The 18481-nt window shown below is 47.2% G+C and carries 15 protein-coding genes; 5 read left to right on the top strand and 10 right to left on the bottom strand.

Annotated features, from left to right (window positions below; genetic code table 11):
* The first annotated feature begins 1 nt into the window (after window position 1).
* Window positions 2–1480 carry an oligosaccharide flippase family protein gene (locus tag GC178_05095; protein ID MBI1286936.1) on the top strand — a complete coding sequence of 493 codons (1479 nt, stop codon included), beginning with the start codon at window positions 2–4 and terminating at the stop codon, window positions 1478–1480.
* Entirely contained in the window at window positions 1480–2613 is a 1134-nt protein-coding gene (locus GC178_05090; protein ID MBI1286935.1) for a glycosyltransferase, read from the top strand. Before GC178_05095 ends, GC178_05090 begins: the two co-directional genes overlap by 1 nt.
* Here GC178_05090 and GC178_05085 read toward each other — a convergent pair.
* Genes GC178_05085 through GC178_05060 form a run of 6 tightly spaced genes read right to left on the bottom strand, consistent with a single transcriptional unit; the run spans window position 2610 to window position 8857 of the window.
* Entirely contained in the window at window positions 2610–3041 is a 432-nt protein-coding gene (locus GC178_05085) for a DUF2147 domain-containing protein (GenBank protein MBI1286934.1), read from the bottom strand. The two genes, GC178_05090 and GC178_05085, sit on opposite strands and share 4 nt — an antisense overlap.
* Window positions 3042–3093: 52 nt before the next feature.
* Window positions 3094–6288, bottom strand: coding sequence for a M1 family peptidase (locus GC178_05080; protein ID MBI1286933.1), 3195 nt, complete (start codon window positions 6286–6288; stop codon window positions 3094–3096).
* Between the two features lie 40 nt (window positions 6289–6328).
* Window positions 6329–6601, bottom strand: a complete 273-nt coding sequence (locus tag GC178_05075; GenBank protein ID MBI1286932.1) for a hypothetical protein — start codon at window positions 6599–6601, stop codon at window positions 6329–6331.
* Between the two features lie 40 nt (window positions 6602–6641).
* Entirely contained in the window at window positions 6642–7628 is a 987-nt protein-coding gene (locus GC178_05070) for a YihY family inner membrane protein (protein ID MBI1286931.1), read from the bottom strand.
* A gap of 4 nt (window positions 7629–7632) precedes the next feature.
* A complete protein-coding gene (gene nadC / locus GC178_05065; protein MBI1286930.1) occupies window positions 7633–8466 on the bottom strand; it encodes a carboxylating nicotinate-nucleotide diphosphorylase in 834 nt (277 codons plus the stop codon).
* A 1-nt stretch (window position 8467) separates the two neighbouring features.
* Window positions 8468–8857: a DUF4783 domain-containing protein gene (locus GC178_05060; protein ID MBI1286929.1), complete on the bottom strand. Its 390-nt coding sequence runs from the start codon at window positions 8855–8857 to the stop codon at window positions 8468–8470.
* A gap of 99 nt (window positions 8858–8956) precedes the next feature.
* Between GC178_05060 and rlmH the strand changes: the two genes are divergently transcribed.
* The gene (gene rlmH, locus GC178_05055) at window positions 8957–9427 is read left to right on the top strand and encodes a 23S rRNA (pseudouridine(1915)-N(3))-methyltransferase RlmH (GenBank protein MBI1286928.1); all 471 of its coding nucleotides are present in this window, start codon (window positions 8957–8959) and stop codon (window positions 9425–9427) included.
* A gap of 74 nt (window positions 9428–9501) precedes the next feature.
* Here the strand turns inward: rlmH and GC178_05050 are convergent, their stop codons facing one another.
* On the bottom strand, window positions 9502–10722 hold the full coding sequence (locus GC178_05050) for a glycosyltransferase (protein ID MBI1286927.1): 1221 nt from the start codon (window positions 10720–10722) through the stop codon (window positions 9502–9504).
* 77 nt (window positions 10723–10799) lie between these two features.
* Between GC178_05050 and GC178_05045 the strand changes: the two genes are divergently transcribed.
* Complete coding sequence (locus tag GC178_05045; protein MBI1286926.1) at window positions 10800–12221, top strand: hypothetical protein; 1422 nt, start codon at window positions 10800–10802, stop codon at window positions 12219–12221.
* On the opposite strand, the gene asnB is transcribed toward GC178_05045, so the two are convergent.
* Window positions 12197–14029, bottom strand: coding sequence for an asparagine synthase (glutamine-hydrolyzing) (gene asnB, locus GC178_05040; GenBank protein ID MBI1286925.1), 1833 nt, complete (start codon window positions 14027–14029; stop codon window positions 12197–12199). The genes GC178_05045 and asnB overlap by 25 nt on opposite strands.
* An 80-nt stretch (window positions 14030–14109) precedes the next feature.
* On the opposite strand from asnB, the gene GC178_05035 reads away from it, so the two are divergent.
* Complete coding sequence (locus tag GC178_05035; GenBank protein MBI1286924.1) at window positions 14110–15387, top strand: glycosyltransferase; 1278 nt, start codon at window positions 14110–14112, stop codon at window positions 15385–15387.
* On the opposite strand, the gene GC178_05030 is transcribed toward GC178_05035, so the two are convergent.
* Together GC178_05030 and GC178_05025 are read right to left on the bottom strand one after the other, a co-directional pair.
* Window positions 15367–16518: a glycosyltransferase gene (locus GC178_05030; protein ID MBI1286923.1), complete on the bottom strand. Its 1152-nt coding sequence runs from the start codon at window positions 16516–16518 to the stop codon at window positions 15367–15369. The two genes, GC178_05035 and GC178_05030, sit on opposite strands and share 21 nt — an antisense overlap.
* Before the next feature lie 145 nt (window positions 16519–16663).
* Window positions 16664–18442, bottom strand: a complete 1779-nt coding sequence (locus tag GC178_05025) for a hypothetical protein (GenBank protein ID MBI1286922.1) — start codon at window positions 18440–18442, stop codon at window positions 16664–16666.
* Window positions 18443–18481: the final 39 nt, after the last annotated feature.

The raw sequence follows: 18481 nt of genomic DNA, 5'->3' as shown, positions 1-18481 counted from the left end.
AATGGGCGTAATCCGCAAACAGAGCATTCAGACCTCGCTACTTTCCTATGTGGGAGTGGTGCTGGGTTACATCAATGTCGCGTGGCTCTTTCCCAAGTTCTTTGAGCCAGAGGAGTTCGGGTTGACGCGGGTTCTCATAGGATTCATCGGTATAGCGGGTCAGTTTGCCCTTTTCGGACTCGGCAATGCCATCATCCGCTTCTTTCCCAGATTCAAGGATGGCGATGAGAAGCAGCAGCACGGTCTGCTCGGTTGGGTCTTGATGTGGGGATTGATCGGGACCGCAGTGGTGGCAGTGGCTCTCCTTTTGGCCAAACCTTGGATCGTGGAGCATTATGAGCAGAAGTCTGAGCTTTTCGTTCAGTTCTACTACCTGCTGTTCCCGTTTCTGTTGTTCGAGGTACTGTTTAACATCTTTACCAACTACACTCGGGCACTTTACCACTCGGTGGTGAACGTGTTTTTCAAGGATGTTTTCCTCAGGCTGTTGGGAACCACTCTTATCGTTCTGTTCTATTTCAAGCTCATCGATTTTGAACTCTTTATGCAGCTGTTCATTGCTCAGTACGGACTGCTCGCCATTGGTTTGGCCGTTTACCTCAAAGCCATTGGCAACTTCAGTTTAGGCGTAGATGGAAGCTTCTTCACGCCAGAGCTGAAAAGCGAACTCAGGCATTATCGCATGTTCACGCTGCTTTCCAGCGTCAGCGCACTTTTTCTGATGAACATCGATGTGATCATGATCGGGGCAATGATCGGTCTGGATCAAACGGCATTCTACTCGGTTGCATTCTACATTGTGGCGTTGCTGAACATTCCGCGGAATGCGATCGGCAATATCGCTGTGCCTGTCATTTCCGATGCATGGAAACGCAAAGATCATGCGACCATCCAGAACATCTACTCGAAAACTTCCATCAACCAGTTGCTGATCGGAACGCTTCTGTTTGTGGGGATTTGGGCCAATGAAGCCAACCTGTTTGAGATTCTTCCAGAAGAATATAAAGATGGAAAGTGGGTACTGTTTTTCGTTGGACTTGCCCGATTGGCCGATGTCGGTTTCGGAGTGAATGGCGGTATTATCACCACTTCGGAGTACTTCAAATTCGATACGTATGCCAACCTCACCTTGATGGTTGTAACGGTTGTACTCAACCTCATCTTCATCCCGATGTATGGAATTGTGGGAGCTGCCATTGCGACTGGAATTTCGCTGCTGGCATTCAATCTGGCCAAGTATCTATTCCTGAAGATCAAGTTCGGTTTCGGGCCGTTTTCGTGGAGGTCTTTGGTAACGATTGCCTTGGGTGGAGTTGCCTATTTCGTCAGCACATTTCTACCTCAACAGGAGCTGATTCTGGACATCCTCTTACGATCACTCATCATTGTGGTCATCTTTGTTCCCGTGGCAATAGGTTTGCGATTGTCGGAAGATGCACTTGAGTTCGTGCAGGCAGTGAGAAAACGATTCGGAAGGTGATGCGAGTGCTGTTTTTTACCCATTGGTTCCCAACGGAGGGAAATCCGCAAAAGGGGATCTTCATTCTGGAACAGGCAAAAGCGCTCAAAAGCGTGGGCGCAAGCGTCACCATCGTTCATGTAAAGGTGGAATCAGGAAAGGGTCTGATCCGAAATACGGTAAGTAGCACCGAAATGGAAGGGATTCCCGTGGTTACGGTCGATCTTTCAGGAGCACTGTGGAAATTGATCTACACGTTTTACCCAATTCAACTTTTGTTGGTGCGCAAAGCATTGCGCAAAGCGCAGGTCGATCTGCGGTCTTTTGATGTGCTGCATTCGCACGTCATCCATCCCGCTGGAGCCATTGGAAACCGTTTGGCACAGGAGAACGGATTGCCGTTCTACATCAGCGAGCATTGGTCCAATCTGGCCTATTATTTCGAGAAGAATCTGTTCCGAAATTGGGGCAAGGAAGCTTACGCTAACGCGCGGAAGATCTTTGTGGTCTCCAAATTTCTGAAGGAAAGAACGGCCAAATTCGTTGCTCATAAAGAGAAGCTGGCGGTTGTACCGAATGTGGTCTCTGCCGATGAGTTCAAGTTCCGACCGAGTGCTATCGGAAGTAGTTATTACTTCGTGATGGCGGCCAAATGGAACCGCACGAAACGCGTTATCAAACGTCCGAAATTGCTGATCAAGGCCGTGGCCGAAGCCTCCAAAGAATTGGACAAACCTGTGATTCTGGGAATTATCGGTGATGGCGACAGAGTTCCCGAGCTGAAGAAGTTCTGTTTACAGAATGATGTGCACGCACAGTTCTTCGGGTTCATTTCCAAAGAGACCATTGCCAAGGAGTTCCAAAAGGCCGACCTATTTCTGCACGGTTCAGAGTATGAGACCTTCTCGGTGGTGATCGCTGAAGCGTTGAAATGCGGAACGCCTGTTGTGGCATCCAACGTTTGCGCCATTCCCGAACTCATAGATGACTCGAACGGAATTCTGGTGGAGAATCAGGTTGCTGCGTGGAAAGACGCGATTGTGCAGGCGATGCACAACAGATACGAAAAGCAGGAAATTGCCGAATCCTTCAAAACCAAATTCGGTTATAACGAGGTTGGCGAAATGTTGCTCGAAGCGTACAGAAACAGTTAATCGGCTGGCAGCCAGGTCTGAGTTCGGTACAGGAACGCGATGTACCCGCGGACCATCAGTTTCCCTTCTTCAACCCACAATTTACAGCGGTACACTTTTCCGTTTTCAGGATCAAGGATGTCACCATCTTCCCACTCCGTGCCATCTTGTTGCATATTTCGGATGATCTCCAATCCAACGATCGGCTTCATGTGACGTGGGTCATCTGCGGCACATTCTTCACATTTCGGATCTGGTTTTTCGGGATCGAAAAGCTCCAAAACCTTTCCAAAGAGCTTTCCGCCTTTCTCATAGATCTCCACTACGGACTTGGTTTTCCCAGTATTGTCATCCACTGTTTTCCATTTGCCAACAGGTGTAGAGCGCTGCGCGAAGGCAGAGAAAATGAATAATGAGAAAACGATTGAAAGGCTGAGTGTTCTTTTCATAATGTCTGTTTTGCTAATGGTAAATCTAAAATCGTCAACCGTCATTCCAAAATCAAAATGCTCGGCTGATTCCCAGCATCCAGCGGAACGCCCACGGATTCGGGTCCAATGCGGGCGTTCGGTTCAGGAACAACGGCATGTCAAATCGGATGGTCAGCGGTTTTACCTTGTCCAACGGTCCCCATTTTTTAATAGTGAGCGATGCGCCCAGACCAGCATCGGCACGTGGTTTGGCAAAGGCCAGTTTTTCGCTGGGTTTGTTGGTGCTGATGAATCCGAGGTCTCCGAAAATGTAGGTGTCAATATCCAGCCAATTGCGCGTCCACCAAGGTTTGAGTCCGAAGATCTCGTCAAATTCCAGTTCGGCATTGATGGAAGCTCCGCTATTTCCCGCGTAGGCAAGCACCACACCGTCTCCAACACTTTCGGGTGCCAGATAGCCGACATAACCTCTGATGTTCAAACCGCCTCCGTACTGCAGATGATTGCTTGATTCTTGGAATGTTGCCCACTTAGAAGGGAAGATTCCCGAACTGCGCATGAACTTGTTGTACATCATTTGTTCGGGGTTTGCTCCGCCCAAGTAAAGTTGTGATTCGGGAGCCCAGTTGCTTCCCGTTCCGAGTTGGGCAAACGCACGGGTTTTCAGAATCAGTCGCCACAGTTTGGTGGTGTTCTTCGCTTCCAGTTTCAGTCGGTGATAATCGTAGTCACTTCCCAACGAACTGCTTCTCAGCCCAATGTTCAGTTCGCCATTTCCAGATTGGTAGCGATAAACATGTTTGATGTCGAGATTGAACGAGTTGTTCCACTTCCCAGCGTTCCAAGTATCGCGGTTCAGGAGGTAGGCAATGTCGCGGTCGTTGTGTCTGTAAAGCGCACGGAAGTACAAACGGAAGGTCGTGTTTTCCGATTTCGTTTTTTTCTGAAATCCAACCTCGCCATTGTAAAGTCCGTCCAGCACGCGCCCCGAAACATCCACCTGACTGTTCTTCCAATACTTGGCCAGCGAGGTGCGGTAATCGAACAGAAAGTTCACGGGCATGAACTGGTTCTTCTCAACGTTATTCGGAATGTCCCATTGCAGAAAACCCGAATTGGCCCAGAGATACGCGTTGAAAACATGGTTGGTGTTGAAGTGCTCGCCATGCACGTGCAGCCCGAATTTCATGCCGTCAAAGCCGTTGTACCACAGGTCGGGTCGGGCAGAGAGTTCGTACTTGCGCCAATTGGGACGGTTGTAAACCTGATGGTCGAATTCGACCGAAAGGGGCGTGTAGCTGGTATTGTCCAGCATGTAAACATCGGCCAACCGTGTGCTCGGATCAATCATCACCTGTTTGATGCCATCAGGAACGATCACTTCGGCTTCGTACGTTCGGTTCAAATCACCGAAACCTGTCCATTTTGGGAGTACGGTCGCGTCCGTTTCCTTCACAAACCATGTGTTAGGAATGTGGAATTGATGCACGCTATCGTTCTTGTCCACCACCGTAAAATCGATCGGCATCTGCATGTCTCCTTTTCGCTTAAAGCGAATGTTGTACGCGCCTTCCTCTGATTTATGGATTCGCTTCACAGCATAATCGATGTGTTTGGTGGTTTCCATCCATTGATCGAAAAACCAGTTCAGGTCCACTTTCGTGTAGCGGATAATGGCGTTTCGGAAGTCATCGAAATATGGATGGCGGAATTTCCACTCATCAAAATAGAACTGCATCGCACGGTTGAAAAGCGTGTCGCCCAACACGTATTCCAAGTTGTAAAGCATGGCGGCCGTCTTGAAGTAAACGTGGCCATAGCCGTGCATGTAATTGTTTTCAAATTGGTCTGAGTGCGTGTTCAGTTGCGGGTCGCGATACTGCGTGGCGCTTCGCATGAAACCGTAGTAGATCTCATCATCAATGGCCAATTCGGGCTTCTCAAATTTTCTGCGATACCAACCTTCGGGTTCTTCCGTAACCACCGTGTCGCCATCGATTTTCCGCATTCCGTAAACCGTGAGATACTGCGTAAAACCTTCATCCAAGGCAGCACGATATGTTTCGTTGTTCCCAACCTGACCGTAAAACCAGTTGTGGCCGATCTCGTGCACCAACAGCCCGCGGTAATACGGGTCTTCATCGCCATCCAACGTCAACATCGGATATTCCATGCCATCCTGCGCATCGGCCACGATCATCTTGTGGTAGTTGTACATGCCAATACCTTCGGAGAATGCCTTTATGGTTTTGGCCGTGTATTCAGCAGCATTCTGCCAACCCGAAGCATGACCTTCCTGCGCCAGCGCAATGCATTTGATGCCGTTCCATTCCGTTTCACCGATGCGATAAGTTGGGTCTGCCGTAAAGGCGAAATCATGCACATTCTCTGCATGGAAGATCCATGTTTTGTGGTCCTTTGTGTCGTAAGGAATGATCTCTGAAGCAGGCTCATCCCACGGCTTATCGGCAAAGTTTTTCAGGTCGAGTTTTTGGCGCAATTCAGTTGGTAGAACCGCTTCGCGATTTAGCAGAAACCCCGTTGCCTCAACGATGTAATTACTGGCGAAAGTCAGCGCCACATCAAACGTTCCGAAATCACCATAGAATTCCTGACCGAGATGCTGGTCGGTTGTCCAACCGAATTTCGGGTCATAGACCGAAATGCGTGGATACCAATGCACGCCATCGAAATGCGTGAAATCCCCAGAAGAGAATTTCTTCATTCTTCGTTCCATCGAACCTTGGTCGAAATAGGTTTTGAACACGACTTTAAACTCTGTTTTTGAGTTTGGAAGAATCGGTTTGTTCGGGATGATTCGCAGAATGGTGTTGTCCAATTCCTGCTTCACTTCCTGGCCGTTCATCATTAGCGAAAGCACTTCGGTGCCTTTTCCGTCAGCCTCGTATTTCCCGAAACGGTTCTTTTGGCCGTGAACTTCATCCAAGAGGTCGTGGTAAGAACCTGGCTGAAACGCATTCTGGTACAGGTGGAAGAAAACCTCGTAAAGCGTATCGGGCGAATTGTTCCAATAGCTCAACTCCATCTTGGCCGAGATGATATCGGTCTGCTCATCAACATTGGCCGCAATGCGATAATGCACATCCTGTTGCCAATAATCAGAAGCATGTTCGCGGTTCTGCCAGTACAGCGGATTATCTGCCGAACGGAACGTGTTTGGTGGAGAAAGCGGGTTGTATTGGGCTGAAACACTTACCGTTTCAAGCATAAACAACAAAACGATAAGTGATTTTATTTCTCTCATAAAAGTCAGTATGGTTCCAATTCGTGGGTTCAGTTACTTTTTAGAGGATGGTCCACAATGCAATTCCAATAATTACCACACTCACAAATACATAAAGCACGAGTTCACGCGTTCTGTGTTTCTGTTTATTGATTCTGATTTCTGCCTTAATTTTTTCTAATTCCTCCTTTGAAATATCGGGTTCAATAATTGATTTGTGATCGTTCGGATGCTCATGAAGATTCCCATCTTGCGTGAAATGAGCCTGTTTATTGGACCGTCTTTCCTGCCTTCTTTGTTGAGTTGCTCTGAAATGACCTAAACTTCCATCCATGGATTTTAACTCAGATTTTAGACTTCAATGTATGCACGAATCACAATTCTCCGCCCTTTTCAATCTCATCTTCCAGCGAAATATGGAGCGAGCGTTTGTTCAATTCCAGTTCGCGGAGTTTCGCGTCTTCAATACTTGCGTTCAGTTCGAAACCGATGAGAAGCGCAATTGCGTTGAAATACGTCCAAAGCATCACGATCACCAGCGTTCCGATGGATCCGTAAAGTTTATTGTACTGCCCGAAATTCTCTACAAAATAGCTGAAGCCAAGTGAGGTGATAAGTACAAGAACCGTTGCCAATGTGGAACCGGCCGAAAAGAATCGCCACTTGGTCTGTTTGGCGGGACCCAAAAAGTACAGCACCGAAATGGCGAAGAACATCAAAATGAGGATAACCAGCCAGCGCGCCAAATTCAGTGAAAACTGCCAGATGTTGTCTTGGATCCAACCCTTTTCACGGATGAGGTCCATACCGAACGTCCCGAACACGATCAATCCAATGGCCACCAAGGTGAATACAACAAGAATAAGTGTGAGGAGAATGGCTATGCCACGCTGTACGATGTACGAACGGCTTTCAATCGTGTGATAGGTCGTGTTGAAACTATCGATCAAAGCGTGCAATCCGTTGGTGGAGAAGTAAAGGGCGGAAACCACGGTTACCGATAAAAGTCCAGTCCGTTGGCGTGTGATGATGTCGGTGAAGGTCTCATTCACACTTTCAAAAACATTGGTTGGAAGCAGCACTTCCATCAGGCTCAGCAGTTGTTCCTGAAATCCGTCTATCGGGATGTAAGCGATGAGTGTGAACACGAAAATGATGGCGGGGAAAATGGCCAAAATGAAGTTGAAGGCCACGGCTGAAGCGCGCAGTCCCAACCAACCGTTCTGCAATCCTTTCACGAAGAAAGCCGTGACATCATAAAGCGGCAGACCGTCAAATCCTGGAATCCGCACCTCTTTCGAAAATCGGATGATGCTCCGAATGATGGGAAGTCGCAGGAATTTGACGATGAGTTTTCTCACGGGGTCAGATAGCTTTCAGGCTAAGATCGAGACTTTTGATGTGATGCGTCAAAGCACCAACCGAAATATAGTCAACACCGGCCAAAGCGTGTGCACGGATTGTGGTTTCTGTAATTCCTCCTGAAGATTCCGTCTCGTATTTGCCAGCGATCAGTTCTACTGCTTTCTTCTCGTCATCAGGATGAAAATTATCGAGCATGATGCGGTGGAAACCACCCGCAGCAAGTGCTTGGTTCAACTCGTCAAAATCACGTACCTCGATCTCAATTTTCAGGTCTTTGCCAATTGATTTCAAATGCTGATGAACACGTTCAATCGCTTGCGGAATTCCACCTGCCATATCAATGTGATTGTCTTTGATCATTACCATATCATACAGCCCGAAACGGTGATTGACACCACCACCGATCTTCACCGCCCACTTTTCAATTTCGCGAAGCAAGGGCGTGGTCTTGCGCGTATCGAGCAGTTTGGCGTTGGTGCCTTCAATAAGTTTGTTGAGATTGGCCGTTTTGGAAGCGATTCCACTCATGCGCTGCATGAAATTCAGAACCAAACGTTCGGTTTTAAGAATGGAACGCGAAGAACCTTCAACCGTCAGCACAATATCTCCAACCTTGATTTTCGAACCATCTTGAATGAAAACTTCGACTTTCAGTTCTGGGTCGAAACGGGAAAAGATGCGTTGCGCCAGTTCTACGCCAGCAATGAAGCCATCTTCCTTCACTAAAAGTTGTGCCTTGCCTTTGGCATCAATAGGAATACAGGCATCGGCCGTGTGGTCTCCATCTCCGATGTCTTCGCGGAGCGCCTCATCAATGATCTGATCGATGGTCATGTTACTCGTTCGCCTCGAAACGGAGTTGCTGAATACGCGTGCTGCCGTTCACGTTCTTGGTCAGCACGTACGTGCGATAAGATGTAGTGGCCGTGGTCAGCGTACCGATGGCGTACTGCGCACCATCGCGCGATTTCCCTTGGTGAATGACCTGGTAGTTGCTCACTTTGTCCTTTGAGAAAAAGTCTTTGATGATTAACTCAGCCTGCGCCTTGCTGTAGTTGTTCTCTTTGGTCAGGATGGTCAGATCCACCTTCGTGTCAAAGAATTTCGACAGTTCCTTGTAGTTGCCAAGTTTCATGGCTGAGGTGATGTTGGCTTCGTCAGATTGTGCAAACACCAACGTAACGCTCAGCAGCAGTACGCTTAATATGGATGAAATTGTTCTCATTCGCTTCAATTCGTTCTTCACTTGGCAAGAATCGCGCCATGCGGAGCAGTTATCTGCACAAAATAAATCTATACTTTGACCAATCCCAAAGAGAATGTGATGAAGCTTTGCCTGTTGCTGGTAGGAGAAACCGATGATAACGACCTGAAAGATGCGATCGACCGTTATGTGAAGCGGCTGTCACACTACTGTTCGTTCGATGTGGAGGTGATTAAAACCCCGAAGCAGTTCAAACGATTGGACATGGAAGCGTTGAAAGTGGCAGAAGGAAAACTGATCCTTGACAATCTCAGCAATCAGGATTTCCTCGTTTTGCTGGATGAGAAAGGAAAACAATTCTCATCGGTTGTTTTTTCGGGGCAGTTGCAAAAGTGGTTGAATGGCGGCCACAAACGAATTGTCTTTCTCGTTGGTGGAGCGTTCGGGTTTTCTGAAGATGTTTATCAGCGGGCTGATTTCAAGATGGCACTTTCCAGCATGACGTTTACGCATCAAATGGTGCGATTGGTGTTCACAGAACAGCTTTACCGCGCATTCACCATTCTCAAGAACGAGAAATATCATCATTAAGCCGCTCCAACTCCCCAAAGGGGAGAGTCTGCGCGTGTTCTCCACTTGGGGGAGATGCCGAAGGCAGAGGGGCTTTAAACTGACCGGTAAACCGAATCGTATCGTTCCACGCCTTCTTCCAGCGAGTAGTATTTCTGAGCGGCAGCTTGAAGTGTTGAGGTAGGAATTCTCAGAAGCTCATCAATCTGGTCAACGGCTTTTTCATAGGCTTCGGTAGTGAATTCCTCAACGAGAATTCCACTTTTCGTGTCTTCGGTGATAGAATCCACATCGCCAACACCAACATTGGCTATGACAGGCAATCCCATTCCAAGCATTTCGCCATGTTTTGTCGGGGATGAACCTGATTTGGAGAAAACAGGTTTGATGAAGAAAATGGCTGCGTTGGCCAAACTCAGAAACGTTGGCACTTCTTCCCGTTTTGCGCTATCAATGGCAAATCGGTCAGCTGGAATTCCTCGTTTTCTGGCCGCATCCAAAATGCTTTTCGGTTCATCAGGTGTGATGAAAAGGAATTTCGAGTTAGGACGTTTTTCAACCAGCACGTTGAAAAAATCGAGCATCTCATCCAACATGTACCAAGTGCCGATAGAACCGAGATAGGTGATGACAAAATCTTCCGAGGTCAAATTCAGTCTGCTTCTCAACTTAGATTGAAGTTCGGCATCAACCTGCGTTGGATGAAAATGCTCCAGATCCGCGCAGCACGGAATTACTTTAACTGGTACAGGCTGATGGTTTACATTTTTCCAAGAATGGATGATATCCTTTCCTTTCGAGGTAAGTGAAATGCTGTGGTCAGCTTCGGACAGAAACTCAACTTCCTTTCGCTTGAAGAAATTGTAAACGGCTCTGAAAACAGGGTTTTCCAGATTCCAAAGTCCTCCGTCAATACGTTCATCCGCATAAAATGCGCGCATATCGAAAATGAACTTCACTCCGAAATTCCGCTTCATGTGCAATCCCACCAATGATGTGATGTAGCTGCGGCAATGAATGATGTCGAAGTGCCTTTCCTGATGAAGTTTCCGCACCGTTTTCCGTAATCTCAGAATGTCGTAAACGGTTGAGAGAACGGGTGGAGATGCTGTGTATGTAAGTGGAATCCAATCCACACCATTGGCGGCGCAAAGCTGCTTTATGGCTTTCTGCTCTTTCGAAAAACGTTCGGCTTTCTCAAAACTGACAATTGTGAAATGGTGACCTTTTCGACATAGCCCGAAGATATACGGAAGAACTTGGGAGCGTCCCAGTCCATCCGTCAAGCCATCGTACGTTAGGTATAGCACATTCATTTGGACGAAAATAGCCTATCTCCGAACACCTTCTTTAACTTTGGGCACATGGCACCTAACCATATTTCCGCAATCGCATGAAGTACATCGGTATATGGGATTTTATTTGGGTGCCGATCTACCTGTTACTGGTGCATTATTTCGCTAAGCGAATTCCGCGGGACAGGATTTCCGAAAACCCGGAATACAAGTATTACAGGCGTGGACTTTTGGCCAAGATCTATGGAGGTTTGGTGTTTGCGTTGGTCTATGTTTTTTACTATGAGGGTGGAGACACAACGGCCTATTGGATCGATGCGGGGCGTTTGGCCAATCTTGTATTTACCGAACCGCTCTGTTTTTTTCGGATTCTTTTCGGTGATCTGCAGACAAAATGGTTCTACTGTTTCGACCTTTCTCAAGGTACTCCGATACACTACTTGCGGGATCATCAGGCTTATGCCGTAACGCGTTTCACGGCCTTGTTCCATTTTGTTTCGGTGGATAGTTTTTTTGGCTGTACCATTCTTGTTGCATGGGCTTCTTTTGGTGGTGTATGGAGGTTATACCGGGTTTTTTGTGAAGAGTATCCAAAGCTTTCTAAAGAGTTAGCGATCGCCTTTCTGTTTTTTCCATCGGTTGTTTTCTGGGGCTCTGGAATAATGAAGGATACGTACACATTTACCGCAGCTTGTTGGATGACTTCTTCTGTGTATGGGCTACTACTCAAAAGACGGAACGTATTCTGGAATATGGTTTATATAATCTTTTCGGCATACGTAATGGTGTCAATGAAACCTTATGTTTTTGTGGCACTTCTGCCAGGAATTCTACTTTGGGTCGTGTTCAATCGTATTCAGCGTATCGACAACCCGATGATGAAACTCCTTGCTGCCCCAATGATAATGATGCTTGGATTTGTGGGGGCAGCTGCCATTTTTTCACGAGCTTCTTCGAATCTTGGCGATTACGGATCGGTAGATGCCATTTTGGATCGGGCAGTAGCTACGCAAGAAGACCTGAAGCGGGATGCTTATGCTGGAAATACATTTGACATCGGCACGATAGACCCTTCAGTTGGCGGTATGGCATCAAAGGCTCCTGTTGCCATTTTCGCGGGTTTGTTTCGCCCCACCTTGCTTGATGTAAGAACTCCGTTCATGCTTCTATCCGCCTTGGAAAACACGGTTTTGATGTTTTTTTTAATCTATATGTTGTTTAAGATCGGGCCGTTGGAATTCGCCCGATATGTTTTTGCCAAACCCATGATCATGTTCTCGTTTGTGTTTGCCATCTTCTTTTCGTTTGCGGTAGGACTCACAACCTCCAATTTTGGAGCTTTGGTACGATATAAGATACCCGCCCTCCCTTTTTTCTTGGCAAGTCTGTACATGATTCGGCATAACAGAGAAGAGTCGGTGATTGCAGCGCTTCCCGTTAGGGTGCGCCAGCAACTTGAAAGAGAAGGGGATACACGGCCCAATCCCGAGTCGGGTCAGACCGAGGCTTTGAAACGCTGAAGCAGAATCATCAGCCACACCCTATTGTAAAGGTGATTTTGTCCGTTTCGCCATTTTGCGAGAAGAAATTTCACCTCTGACCACTTTAGAATTCCTACTTCGGTTACCGATTTTTCATTCAGATACTCGTCAACCAAATAGGAAAGATCCGTCTTCAACCACTTATCCAGCGGAATGCTAAAACCCCATTTCGGGCGGTCGAAAAGCTCTTTTGGAACGTTGTCGAAAAGGACTTGCTTGAGGAGGTATTTGCTCACCCCATCTTTCACTTTCAGTTTTGGGTCGAGGTTCAGGGCGAATTCAACAACTGTGTGGTCAAGGATCGGAACTCGTGTTTCAAGAGAATACTTCATCGAAGCTCTATCAACTTTGGTCAACAGGTCATCTTTCAAGTAGAATTCAATATCGAATAGGGCTTGGAACTCAGCTGGTGATAGCTTCCTGGCAAGCGATACGTTCATGTCCAAAAGCGAGAAGTCAATTTCTTCAGAATCCACAAGAAGATTGTTGATCTCAGCACCTGAGAACATGTACTGTTCTTGCGAGAAAATGTGCGAATGCAATTGACTTGAATTCGATGTGGCAAAAACCTTGGCAATACGTTTGAATCGGTCATTTCCCAAAGTCAACAATTGCCCGAAAGAATTGCCAATTGTTCTGGTCAGTGGGTTGTCCAAACGTTCAGCCCAAGTGTACATTCCGTAGCCGTGGAAAAGCTCATCACCACCATCGCCAGAAAGCGTCATGGTCACTTCTTGCCGTGCCATTTTGGAAACCAGCATGGTTGGAATGGCCGATGAATCCGCGTATGGTTCGTCATACTGCGGAAGAATCTCAGGAACAAGTTCCAAAGCATCTTTTTCGGTCACACGGTATTCGTGATGTTCCGTTCCGAGGTATTCTGAAACCTTTCGGGCAAAACCCGATTCATCATGCTTGGCATCATCAAACCCAATTGAAAAGGTTTTCAGCTTTTCGGAAGTGGCTTTCTGCGCCAAGGCAGTGACCAAACTCGAATCGATTCCTCCACTCAAAAACGTGCCGAACGGAACATCCGCAACCAATCTTCTGCTTACCGAAGCTTGAAGCAATTCGGTCAATTGTTCCTTCGCCTCGCGCTCATCCGAAAGAACACTGGAACCGACTTTTTTTTCAGGATTCCAGTATTTCTCAACCTTGAAAGATTCACCATCTGTCACCGCCCAACTTCCTGACGGGAATTTCTCTACCTCGTTGTAAATGGAAAGCGGTTGCGGTATGTAACCGAGATGCAGGAAGTATGGAATTGCCTGCCGGTTTATGGTAAATGACAATTCCTTCAGTGCAGTAATCGCCTTCAGTTCTGAAGCAAAAGCGATGATTCCGTTCTTCCGATAAACAAAGATCGGTTTGATACCCAATCGGTCACGGAACAGGTACAGTTTCTTCTCTGAGGTATCGAAAATGGCGATGGCGAACATGCCGTTGAGTCGGTTAACCATTTGCGCTCCCCACTTGGCAAAGGCTTCAAGAATCACTTCCGAATCGCCCGAAGTTTTCAGCTTCACATCCAACTCTTTGGCGATTTCGCGGTAGTTGTAAACTTCACCGTTGAAAACCATCCAATATCGCCCGCAACCCGATTGCATGGGTTGGTTGGCAGCCGTGCTCAGGTCGATGATGCTCAATCTTCGGTGCGCAAGACCGAAATTTCCATCAACAAAAAAGCCTTCTGCGTCTGGTCCACGGTGCGAAATGGCATCACTCATTTGCTTCAGCATTTCCTGCTGAACGTCTTTGGGATGGTAGATGCCTGCAATGCCGCACATGGGTCAGATTTCGTGATTCCAATGATACGCAATGCGCTTCGAACGCAGTTCAGTACACCAATAATGTGGTAATTCGCACCATGGCTTCGGAGCAGCGACATCTGGTGATCTTCTGCGGGAATTTCCCGTTCGGGTTCGCTGAGCCGTTTCTTGAGGTTGAACTCAATTACCTCAAAGCACATTTTCAGAGAATTACTATTTGCACCACGGCTCTTCCAGCGTCTGGCAACGAGCCTCAGTTTGAGGTTCCAGAAGGTGTTGAATTGTTGAACATTCAACCGAATCCAAACCTGTTGGAAAAGACTCTTTCTGTCTTTCAAATGTTCACAGATGAGGATATTGGACAGGAAATGCAGGTCATTCGTGAAGCTTATCACAACCAAACAAGTTGGGGCAGACTGAAGACGATGCTGGTGTCAAAACTTCGGGCACTCAGAATCAAAAAGTTCGTTGAGGAGAAGTTGCTTCGTGCTGATAATCAGCAGATTTTCCTCTACAGCTATTGGGCGGATGATGCGGCTTTGGCGCTGACATACATAAAACGGGAAAGGCCAGACGTTACCGCATTCTGTCGCATTCACGGTTGGGATCTGTACTTCGAACGCAGTCCGTATTTCTATCTGCCTTTCAGGAAGTTGATTTTCAATGGATTGGATGCAGTTTTTCCAATTTCGGAGAACGGTAAAAACTATTTGCTGAGTCACTTCGACACCATCATCAATCGTGGTCGGGTGTATCCAAGCCGATTGGGAATCAGAACGGTAGATGCGCTTCCCGAACAGAACAGAAAATTCAGGCGTTTCCGATTGATCAGTTGCTCGAACCTTATTCCAATAAAGCGGGTTGAACTGATCATCCGAGCGCTTTCATTCGTAAGAGAATTGGAAATCGATTGGACGCATTTCGGAGATGGCTCGGAGCACACGAACATGCGGGTTCTTGCCAGTCAATTGTTGGATGGAAAAGAAAACATCGAATACCATTTTCCGGGTCGGCTTCCGAATTGGCAGGTGTTGAAATACTATTCCGACCACACAGTCGATCTGTTCATAACGCTTAGTCGGTATGACGGAATTCCCGTAAGCATTATGGAAGCCATGTCCTTCGGAATTCCCGCGTTGGCAACGGATGTTGGTGGTGTTTCAGAAATCGTCATCAACGGAAAAACGGGCTTTCTGCTTGATCAGGAAGTGAACCCGAAAGATGTGGCGGAGGTCATCGAAAAAGTGGCTTCGATGGATGCTGAGAAAATTGACGCCATGCGTGCCGAAGCCAAGAACATGTGGGGAACCTTTTATTCGGCCGACATCAATTACCCAGAATTCTGCAAGAAGGTTTTATCCCTTCGCGAGGGATAGATAAAGCGCCTTCAAACGCTCCATTTCCACAGGTCGATTGCCACGTTTTGAGACATTCTCAAAAGCGGCACTGATTTTTTTCTGAGGATAATTCTGAAGTGATTCCGTGATTAATTCCGTCAGTTCAGCGACCGAATCGGTGTTCATTCGGTGGCAGAATTCCTCGGAAAATAAATCCTCATCATACTTGAACGAACCCAGAATGAGTGGACATCTTGCAGCCATGGCTTCCAAGGCCGAGTTCGGAGTTCCGTCTGTTTTTGGGGTCATGATGGCCAGCGAACTCAACTTGAACATTGACCACATTTCATGTTGTGTCAGTGAATCAAAGATGTGATAGGGCAATCCACATTCCTTCAGCAAACGCTCAACTTTTACCATGTACGAACCAGGAGTCCGATTCCCTTTGATGAGCACCAATGCCAGTTGTGGTCGAAGGTTTTGGGGTGTCTCCATCAATGCTTTCAGCTGTAGCTCCGTTTGGTAGATGGGTCGGATGTAGCGCGGAAGGAAAATGATCTTCTTGCCACTGAAAATCGGTGGCAATTTTAGCTTTGCTTCCAGCTGATTGATCTCGCCCACATTCACGCCTGTTCGGATAATCTCTGCTTTCAGATCCGTGCCGAAAATGGAATTGATTCTGTCCAATTGTCCTTGTGAAGTGCATGTGATTGCAGCGGCATTTTCGAATGCCGATCGGAACCGCTTCAAAAGCAACTTTCCATGGATCTTTTGTAGAAAAGAACCTTTGCCCAAACTGGCCAGAACGACATGAATGTCTGAACCTCGGCAAGTGATAATAGATGGAACAGGAAGATTCCGTGTCCACAGCGAAAATGGTGTGGCAAAAAGCGGATGAACCACATCAATTTTTCGCTTCGCGATGACTTTTTTGATTTTGTTGATGGAAGCGCGGTTTTCCCAAAATCGCCACAGCGAATAGCTTTTTATCGGGCCTTCGACCGTAATTCCAAGCTCTTCGAACTGCTTCTTCCGCTCGGGCGTTATCAGGTGCATTTCGTGTTCCTGAACCAGGAAATACGCTTCAAAATCATCTCGCGTGCTGAAGTAACTGACCCATTTCAGATCGTGAACGCTGCTCGGGTCACCGATATAAAGTACGCGCGTCATTTGATCAGTTGCGGGTTTAGTCCAAGTTGCTTATTCTTTAAAACTTCGCAGATTCCGTCACCCTGCACTTGTTTCAGGGTCTGAATGGATGCTGAAACAAGTTCAGCATGACGGTGTTTGTGACGTTCGATTATTCCGCAAATCTTCATTTGACAGAAATGTTATGTCGCTCTAACCACGCATCCAAGATGCTGATGTTGATGACCAGTCGCGCCAAGTTGGTATGCAACGGTTCGTCTTTGGCGTAAAGATTCAGCAAGAAGTTTTTCCTTCCTCCAAGGAAATATTCCCCAACGCCATTCGGTCGACCTACGATCTTTGAGAAATGGTCTTTCAGGAATGGCAAATGGATCCAATCCTCGAAACATGAGTTCAACCCGACCTTTTTGCGGTAGATGAAATCGTGGTTCATGTACTGCGACAGGATTTTTTTGAGCGGATATTTGATGGTGTTCTCCAGCGTTTTTTCCGCCCAAGAGTAATGCCCTTGGTCTTCGAGAATCGACTTCCAAGTGAATGGATAAAGCCCCGAATTCTGCGGCTGCGAATTGTCGTAACTCTTGGCTGTATTGTTCTTGCAAGCGTAGTTCACCATCTTGAAAACACTGTAGCGCATCCAATCGTCCTGCTTCGCTTTTTCAGGTTTTAGATAGTCGTAATAGTACTGCCACAGCGGAAGCAACGCCTCCGAATGCTTCTTAGAATCCTTCAACCACATATTGCCGAATGGCCCCAAGTACACATCCATGAACTGCAGATACGGATCATCGATATAGCTATCGCGAGGATGGAAACGCTCGTAACCAGGCAACTTTCTGCTTTGGAGTTGTGCTGCGATCCACTCATTCAAACGCTGTTGCCATTGCGGCCGTTCGGGCAGATCACCGATCACGTTTCGGTTGTAATTGGTGGAACCGTAGCAGCCATCGGCCAGCGTGCCATCAATGATCTTGTAGCCCGAATGACCCTGACGCATAAAATGATACGCGGTTGAAATGGTAGAACTTTCACCGATCGGCTGTATAGCGTGTTCGTTCTGATATTCGAAGCTCGGAATGGTGTCTTCAGGCTCGAACAGCGCAATTTCCAATTCGGCCTTGGTGGCAGCGGCTGCTTCCTTCGCGAATTTCACTTCGGGGTCATCCTTCCCAAATTGAATGTAATACGCTGGGTAAGGTTTCTCAATGAACTTATCGATGAGACAGTTGGCCAGCGTGCTATCAACACCACCAGAGACGGGAACAATTGGGTTTAAAGTGGAAACGAATTCAAACTCGGCTTCCATCAATTTCTCCGTTTTTGGGATGTCGCCACCATCCATCGGGAAATCGAGGTTGAAGAAGAATTCGAAGGCACTTCGTGGAATTTCGCCTTTGCTCAACCAACCTTCAAAATCTTTTTCGTTGAAGGTCAATCGCTGTCCGACAGGAACGCAAAAGATGCCTTTCACCACCGTGATGAATTCGGGTACATCGCCATACTTGAGAATGGAAAACGCACCCATCGGATTCATTTCGCGGGTAGAGTAGGGAATAAGCTCCCGCAGATCATCCGACCAGAGAATGCCGTCTTCTACAAACAGGAAATACATCCGCGCCCGCGTAATCCGTGCGGAAGAAGCATAAGCCGACCAGCCCGAAACAGTCTTGCCGATCTCGAAAGCCGCAAAGTTGTTCTCCGCTTTCGAGACGATTTCCTTCAGATTCTCCTCGGCTTTTTCAACCGTTCGGTAACCGTTCTCTGTTCTTAGGTAAGGCTTTTCGGAAGTAAAGGTGAAACGGTCGTCCGTTTGCTCAAAAAGTCCACGGGTTCCTCGACCGAAATCATTGATCAGCAGCGAAATCTCACCGAAAGGAATCTTTCGAAACCCATGGTCACTTTCCGCCAAAAACCTGCTTGAATTCCGAACCGTTCCGAGTAACATCTGCCGCGCGTTGCGGCCTAAATTCGCAATTTATATTTA

The sequence above is a fragment of the Flavobacteriales bacterium genome, assembly GCA_016124845.1.
Lineage (GTDB): Bacteria > Bacteroidota > Bacteroidia > UBA10329 > UBA10329 > UBA10329.
Note: the sequence above shows the minus strand (reverse complement) of the source record. Positions and strands in the feature narration are given on the sequence as shown.